The sequence below is a fragment of the Planococcus sp. APC 3906 genome, from assembly GCF_030407685.1.
In the GTDB taxonomy this organism is placed as follows: Bacteria; Bacillota; Bacilli; order Bacillales_A; family Planococcaceae; genus Planococcus; species Planococcus koreensis.
On sequence record NZ_JASDCW010000051.1, the window covers coordinates 1 to 7,664 of the forward strand.

The window sequence follows — 7,664 nt, forward strand, 5'->3', positions numbered from 1 at the left end:
ATGGCTCATTATGATTATCTATTCGACAGGATATATACTATTTTTAATATTTAAATACAGAGATTTAACAAACACGTTTCTAAATCTGAAGGCTTTGATAACAAAAGGGTAAGTCAAAAGATTAATTAAAAGGAGGGCAATTAAGTGAAAGGAATTATCTTAGCAGGTGGAAGTGGAACAAGACTTTATCCACTTACAAAAACAATTTCAAAGCAATTATTACCAATCTATGATAAACCCATGATTTATTATCCCCTATCAGTACTTATGCTAGCAGGTATAAAAGATATACTTATAATTTCAACTCCTCAAGACACACCAAGGTTTGAGCAACTTTTAGGGGATGGGGGCGAACTTGGCATAAATATTGAATACGCAATACAACATTCTCCTGATGGGTTAGCCCAAGCTTTTCTAATTGGTGAAGAATTTATTGGAAAAGATAGTGTTGCATTGGTCTTGGGCGACAACATATTTTATGGGCATGGATTTACAAAGTTATTAGAAAAGGCTTCCTCAAGAGAAAGTGGTGCTACAGTATTTGGTTACAACGTGAAGGATCCAGAACGATTTGGAGTCGTTGAATTCGATTTATATGGAAAAGCAGTTTCTATAGAAGAAAAACCAGCAACACCTAAATCTACTTATGCCGTTACAGGACTATACTTTTATGATAAAAGAATTGTTGATATTGCTAAGCAAATTAAACCTTCAGAGCGGGGAGAGTTGGAAATTACAGATATAAATAAAGCCTACCTAGCTCTTGGAGAGTTAAATGTGGAACTACTAGGCCGTGGTTTCGCGTGGTTAGATACGGGCACACATGAGTCATTATTAGAAGCCTCTACTTATATTGAAACTGTTGAAAAACGTCAAAGTCTTAAAGTTGCTTGCTTAGAAGAAATTGCCTATAGAAAAGGGTACATAAATAAGACTCAATTATTAACACTGGCTGAGCCTCTGAAAAAGAACGAATATGGACAATACCTTATTAGATTAGCTCATCAAAACATTGAAATAATGGAAAAAGAAGAGGTGCTTGGATGAACTTCCTTGAAACTAAATTAAGTGGGGTATATATCTTAGAACCAACGGTTCATGGCGATCACCGGGGCTGGTTTATGGAAACTCACAGTAATGAGCAATTTAAAGAAGCAGGTCTAGGATTGGCTTTTGTCCAAGAAAATCACTCGTTTTCTGCTTCAAAAGGCACTTTAAGAGGCTTGCATTATCAACTAAGTCCTAAGGCACAAACTAAGTTAGTACGCTGTACAAAAGGTGCTATTTATGATGTAGCCGTCGATATACGAAAAGGCAGTCCCACTTTTGGTGATTGGTTTGGTCTGGAGTTATCAGCTGAAAACAAGAAACAATTGCTCGTGCCAAAAGGTTTTGCCCATGGGTTTATGACGATAACTGATGATGTTGAAGTCCAGTATAAAGTTGATGAACTATATTCACCCGAAAATGATAGAGGCATCATCTGGAATGACCCTGAAATTGGTATTGAATGGCCAATTGATATCAAGCCAATACTATCTCAAAAAGATGAAAAGGCACCTTTATTGGAGGACACTGAAAACAACTTCGCATTTGGTGAAGAGGTATGAAAGTTTTAGTTACTGGAGTCAACGGACAGCTGGGATTTGATGTTGTACGTCGAGGCATTGAAAAAGGATTAGATATTACCGGCATAGGCAGGGCTGATCTAAACATTACGGATGAACAAGCTGTGCGAGACTACGTTGACATGATTAAACCTTCAGCGATTATTCATTGTGCGGCATATACTGCGGTAGATAGAGCAGAGGATGACAAAGGAAATTGCTGGGATGTAAATGTAGAAGGAACCAAATATTTAGCTGCTGCTGCAAAAAACGTAGGTGTAAAATTCCTCTATGTAAGTACCGATTACGTATTTGATGGAACTGGGGAAAGCCCATTTTTGGAAACGGATTTGCCAAATCCAGTAGGCATATACGGTGCTACAAAATATGAAGCTGAAAGACAAGTTCAAGATTTAGTCGAAGAGCATTTTATTGTTCGAATTTCATGGGTTTTTGGTATCAATGGAAATAATTTCATCAAGACGATGCTTAAGCTCGCAGAAAGCCGAAAAGAACTTAATGTCGTAGGAGATCAAATCGGCTCCCCTACTTATACATATGATGTAGCAGATTTGATGTTGGAAATGGTTCAAGGAGAAGAATATGGAATATATCATGCTTCTAATGAAGGGTTTTGCAGTTGGGCAGAGTTTTCTATAGAAATATTCAAACAAGCTGAATTAGATATGAAAGTTCATTCGATTTCTACTGAAGAATACCCAACCAGAGCGGTGCGTCCAAAAAATTCAAGGATGTCGAAAGAAAAATTGACTGCAAAAGGATTCGATTTACTTCCACCTTGGCAGGACGCTGTTAAGCGATACCTAAATGAACTGATTGAAGAGGTGAAATAAATGGAACGTAAAAAAATACTTGTTACAGGCGGAGCTGGTTTTATTGGCGGAAACTTTGTTCAATATATGGTGGGAAAATATCCAAACTACGATATTTACAATCTAGATTTACTTACATATGCTGGGGACTTAACGAAGCACAAAGAAATAGAAGAACTAGCCAATTATCATTTTTTGAAAGCGGATATTGCTGATAGAGAAGCTATAGATGTTTTATTTGCAGAGTACAATTTTGACTTTGTTGTTCATTTTGCAGCAGAAAGCCATGTGGATCGTTCAATTACTGATCCCGGCATATTTGTGCAGACTAACGTAGTAGGTACGCAAGTTTTATTAGATGCCGCTAAGCAATTCGGCATTACGAAATTTGTACATGTATCTACTGACGAAGTATATGGAGACCTTGAATTTGATCCAAGAACGTTCTTTACAGAAGATACTCCATTGCAGCCAAATAGCCCTTATAGTGCAAGCAAAGCTTCGTCAGATTTGTTAGTGCGGGCGTATCATGAAACGTTTGGTTTGCCGGTTAACATTACACGGTGCTCCAATAATTACGGACCTTATCACTTCCCAGAAAAACTGATTCCTTTAACTATTTCGCGTGTATTGAATGGTCAAAAAGTTCCCGTATATGGCGATGGCAAGAACGTACGCGATTGGTTGCATGTACTGGATCATTGCAGTGCAATTGACTTAGTAATGCACGAGGGAGCCATCGGAGAAGTGTACAATGTTGGTGGCCACAATGAACGGACGAATCTTGAGGTTGTTAAAACTATCATTGAAACTTTAAACAAATCAAATGATCTTATTGAATATGTTACGGATCGTTTAGGGCATGATAAACGTTATGCTATCGATCCGACAAAACTTGAGCAACTTGGGTGGAAGCCTGAATATACATTTGGAACAGGAATTGCACAGACTATTCAATGGTACATTGATAATAAAAAATGGTGGGAACAAATTATAACAGGCGAGTACCAAAAGTATTTTGAAAAGCAGTATAGTAACTAATATTCTTACCTTGGTCCATTAGAGGTATTGAAATTGAGGGATTAAAATGTGCAAAATAGCAGTAGCTGGTACAGGATACGTCGGTTTAGTTGCTGGCGTTTGTTTCGCAGAAATGGGCCATCAAGTAACGTGCGTTGATATTGATGAAGCTAAAGTGAAAATGATGCAATCGGGAGTTTCTCCGATTTACGAAGATGGCCTGGAAGAGTTAATGAAGAAGAATTATGATGCTGGAAGAATCGACTATACAACTAATTACAAAGCTGCTTATAAAAACGCTGATGCCGTATTTATCGGTGTGGGAACTCCAGAAAATGAAGACGGATCTGCTAATCTTTCATACATAGCGACTGTTGCCCGTCAAATTGCGGAGAACGTAGAAAAGGATTGTTTGATTGTTGTAAAATCGACAGTCCCTGTTGGAACGAATGATAAAGTCGAACAGTTCATCAACGATTTTCTCATAAATGACGTACGAGTAGAAGTAGCCTCAAACCCTGAGTTTTTGGCTCAAGGATCTGCTGTCCATGATACATTGTTTGCAAAGCGAATCATTATCGGGACTGAAAGTGAATGGGCAGAAAATCTATTGAAAGAAATTTATGAACCATTCAATTTACCAGTTGTAGCTGTTAATCGTCGCTCGGCTGAAATGATCAAATATGCTTCTAATGATTTCTTAGCGTTAAAGATATCCTATATGAACGATATTGCTAACCTTTGTGAATTGGTTGGTGCTGACGTGCAAGATGTTGCACAAGGTATGAGTTTCGATGACCGTATCGGCAGCAAGTTCTTGAACGCAGGTATCGGTTATGGCGGATCATGTTTTCCGAAAGACACGAAAGCATTAGACTATTTAGCGACACAAAATGGCTACGAGCTGAAAACGATTAAAGCTGCGATTGAAGTTAACAAAGACCAAAAGACTTTGTTATATAAGAAAGCCAGCAACCGTTTAATTACGTTTAACGGATTGAAGGTAGCTGTTCTTGGATTGACTTTCAAACCAGGAACCGATGATTTGAGAGAAGCTCCATCATTGGAAAATATCCCTCTATTATTGTCCCAAGGTGCAGATATTCATGCATTTGATCCCGTAGGAGCAGATAACTTCGCGAAAGTATATCCAGAAGGAACAAACGGGAAAGGATCTATCACCTATGTGCAAAGTCCAGAAGAAGCTTTAAAAGATGCTAACGTGTGCTTTATCTTCACAGAATGGGGAGAAGTAAAAGCAGTTCAACCCGAAACGTTCAAATTATTGATGAGAACACCATTAGTTTATGATGGCAGAAACCTTCATGAAGTTGCACGTATGGAGAAGTCAGGGGTCGAGTATTATTCAGTTGGCCGTGCGCCTGCTAACAAGAATGGTTTGAAGGAGTTGAAGAAAGTTGAGTTACAAGCTTCTCGATTCTGATAAGACTTACTTAATTACAGGGGCAGCTGGCTTTATCGGTTTTTATCTTGCTAAAGGATTGTTGGCTAAAGGCGCAAAAGTGGTCGGCATCGACAACCTTAATGAGTATTATGACGTCAATCTCAAACACGAACGTTTGAAGCAATTATCTCCTTTTGCGGATTTTACTTTTATAGAAGGCGATATTTCAGACAAGCAATTAATCGATGGTCTCTTTATGGAATACAAACCGAATATCGTTGTGAATCTGGCTGCACAAGCCGGAGTTCGCTATTCTATCGAGAATCCAGATGTTTATATTCAAAGTAATGTTATTGGTTTTTACAACATCCTTGAAGCCTGCCGTTTCCATCCGGTAGACCATTTGCTTTATGCGTCATCAAGCTCAGTGTATGGGGCTAACAAAAAAGTTCCTTTTGAAGAAACGGATTTTGTTGATAATCCGGTATCCTTGTATGCTTCGACAAAAAAATCAAATGAGCTGATGGCTCATACATACAGCCATTTATACAAGATTCCAGCTACGGGTCTGCGGTTCTTTACTGTTTATGGACCAATGGGCCGACCGGATATGGCATACTTCGGATTTACGGATAAATTCTTTGCGGATGATGAAATCAAGATTTTCAATAACGGTGATTTTGACAATGATCTCTATCGCGACTTTACTTATATAGATGACATTGTTGAAGGCATTACACGGCTATTGCCTAACCCGCCTGCAGGAACGGATGAAGTTTGCCACAAGATTTTTAATATCGGAAATAGTAATCCGGAAAAGCTGATGGTTTTCATCGAAACCCTTGAGAAATGCTTAAGCAATACTTTGGGCAGAAAAGTAGAGTTCAACAAGAAATTCGAACCTATTAAACCTGGAGACGTGCCAGCAACTTATGCTTCAACGAAAAGATTGGAAGAAGCAGTCGGTTTTAAACCCGAAACTTCTATTGAAGATGGACTGCAGCAATTTGTCGATTGGTATTGTAAGTATTATCAAGTGACTGAAAAGTTGAAAGTATAATCTGAAAAAGCTAATTGTGAGAGTTCAGCTTTCGCAATTAGCTTTTTCTCTTTACCTTATAAACTTATATAACTATAGAAATTCTACAATTTGTAAATTTGGCTGAGATAATCTATTTTTCAAGTTTATAAATATGCTATAATTATTTTATTAAATGTAAATATATGTAGTTTAAATGTTGATATAAGACTATATGAGTAATTTCAAATTTAAGAAGAAGGTGAAAGAATGCAAGTGAAAAAAGCAATAATTCCAGCTGCAGGTCTGGGAACTCGTTTCCTGCCAGCAACTAAAGCGATGCCAAAAGAAATGCTGCCAATCGTAGACAAACCAACAATTCAATACATAGTCGAAGAAGCGATTGCTTCTGGTATTGAAGATATTATTATTGTTACTGGTAAAGGCAAACGTGCGATTGAAGACCACTTTGATCACGCATTTGAACTAGAAGAAACATTGCGGGAAAAAGGCAAGACAGACATGCTGGATTCCGTTTTAAAAACATCGAAAGTCGAAATTCATTACATTCGCCAAAAGCAGCCACTTGGCTTAGGACATGCCATTTGGTCAGCTCGTAAATTCATCGGTGATGAACCGTTTGCTGTGCTATTAGGCGATGACATCGTAGAAAATGACGAGCCATGTTTGGCACAATTGATGCATCAGTATGAACAGACAGGCAATAGTGTAATTGGTGTTCAGCAAGTGGCATCTAAAGACACTCACCGCTATGGAATCATTGATCCTATTTCAGTCGAAGGCAAGCTAATTGGTGTCAACCGCTTTGTCGAAAAACCTGCAGCTGGAACAGCCCCTTCAAACTATGCGATTATGGGGAGATATATTTTAACTCCAGAAATTTTTGATTTCTTAGGAGAGCATCTCCTGGGTGCAGGTGGAGAAATTCAGCTTACTGATGCTATCCAGAAATTGAATGAGATCCAATCTGTATATGCTTATGAATTCGAAGGAAGACGGTTTGACGTCGGCGAGAAGTTCGGGTTTATTGAGACGACGATCGAGTTTGCTTTGAAGCGTCCTGAGTTGCGAGAGCAGTTGTTGGAGTTGTTTGAAAAGAAATTGCAGGAATCGTATTCTAATAAGAAGTAAAACCGAAGGATAACTTTAACTAGTTATCCTTTTTTGTAGCCGAAAGAAATAAATAGGGAATTCAGTTACCTAATAATAAGAATAGAAAGGGGATATCAATGAACTTATTTATTATCAATACAAATAAGCAATCAGATAGCCGCTACGAAAATGAAATGATAGCGGAACGAAAATGCGCAGCGTATAGATTAACAAAAGAAGTGATAGAAAAGATTCAAAAAGACGATAAAGTTTTGCTTTACAGTAATGAGGTTGGAATAATTGCAAGAGGCGTAGCAGAGGGAAGTTGTTATTGACGCCTGATTTTGTCTAGAAACTGACGGTTCTTTTTGTCCCAAACCTGACGGTTTCTTTGTCCAAATGAATAGAGAAAAACGAGGGGGAACTAAGCCAGTTCTCCCTCGATCACTTTCTTCACCATCCGGTCGTCGATGATGCGATTTCCATTCTGCGCCGCAAACAACAGGCAATGCGTTGCGAGCTTATTGATCAGGCGCGATGCGCCGCTTGAATAGCTGAACACCTCATCAATCGCAGATTCGCTGAAAATGTCGCGCCCGACGCCTGCGTAAGCGAGATGTTGGTTCATGTATCGTTCGGTCTCTGCACGGTCAAGATGATGCAGCCGA

8 protein-coding genes and 1 pseudogene are annotated in these 7,664 nt (G+C 38.7%); 8 read left to right on the top strand and 1 reads right to left on the bottom strand.

Translation table 11 applies throughout. The features are described 5' to 3' along the window. The first annotated feature begins 144 nt into the window (after positions 1 to 144). The 8 genes from rfbA (at position 145) to QMA09_RS16715 (ending at position 7,331) form a co-directional block, all read left to right on the top strand. Positions 145 to 1,047, top strand: coding sequence for a glucose-1-phosphate thymidylyltransferase RfbA (rfbA, locus tag QMA09_RS16680; protein ID WP_290213933.1), 903 nt, complete (start codon positions 145 to 147; stop codon positions 1,045 to 1,047). Further along, positions 1,044 to 1,610: a dTDP-4-dehydrorhamnose 3,5-epimerase gene (gene rfbC / locus QMA09_RS16685; RefSeq protein WP_290213934.1), complete on the top strand. Its 567-nt coding sequence runs from the start codon at positions 1,044 to 1,046 to the stop codon at positions 1,608 to 1,610. The genes rfbA and rfbC overlap by 4 nt, the downstream gene beginning before the upstream one ends. After that, positions 1,607 to 2,461 carry a dTDP-4-dehydrorhamnose reductase gene (gene rfbD, locus QMA09_RS16690; RefSeq protein ID WP_290213935.1) on the top strand — a complete coding sequence of 285 codons (855 nt, stop codon included), beginning with the start codon at positions 1,607 to 1,609 and terminating at the stop codon, positions 2,459 to 2,461. Before rfbC ends, rfbD begins: the two co-directional genes overlap by 4 nt. Continuing rightward, on the top strand, positions 2,462 to 3,481 hold the full coding sequence (rfbB, locus tag QMA09_RS16695) for a dTDP-glucose 4,6-dehydratase (protein ID WP_290213936.1): 1,020 nt from the start codon (positions 2,462 to 2,464) through the stop codon (positions 3,479 to 3,481). It abuts the gene before it with no gap. A gap of 46 nt (positions 3,482 to 3,527) precedes the next feature. Next, positions 3,528 to 4,904 (top strand): UDP-glucose dehydrogenase family protein, encoded by a 1,377-nt coding sequence (locus QMA09_RS16700; protein WP_290213937.1) that lies wholly within the window; start codon positions 3,528 to 3,530, stop codon positions 4,902 to 4,904. Continuing rightward, positions 4,879 to 5,925: a GDP-mannose 4,6-dehydratase gene (locus tag QMA09_RS16705; protein ID WP_290213938.1), complete on the top strand. Its 1,047-nt coding sequence runs from the start codon at positions 4,879 to 4,881 to the stop codon at positions 5,923 to 5,925. The genes QMA09_RS16700 and QMA09_RS16705 overlap by 26 nt, the downstream gene beginning before the upstream one ends. 228 nt (positions 5,926 to 6,153) lie before the next feature. Continuing rightward, positions 6,154 to 7,035: a UTP--glucose-1-phosphate uridylyltransferase GalU gene (galU, locus tag QMA09_RS16710; RefSeq protein ID WP_290213939.1), complete on the top strand. Its 882-nt coding sequence runs from the start codon at positions 6,154 to 6,156 to the stop codon at positions 7,033 to 7,035. A gap of 98 nt (positions 7,036 to 7,133) precedes the next feature. Further along, positions 7,134 to 7,331 carry a hypothetical protein gene (locus tag QMA09_RS16715; RefSeq protein ID WP_290213940.1) on the top strand — a complete coding sequence of 66 codons (198 nt, stop codon included), beginning with the start codon at positions 7,134 to 7,136 and terminating at the stop codon, positions 7,329 to 7,331. An 89-nt stretch (positions 7,332 to 7,420) separates the two neighbouring features. Here the strand turns inward: QMA09_RS16715 and QMA09_RS16720 are convergent. Further along, positions 7,421 to 7,664, bottom strand: a pseudogene (locus QMA09_RS16720) (AAA family ATPase); the annotation flags it as partial.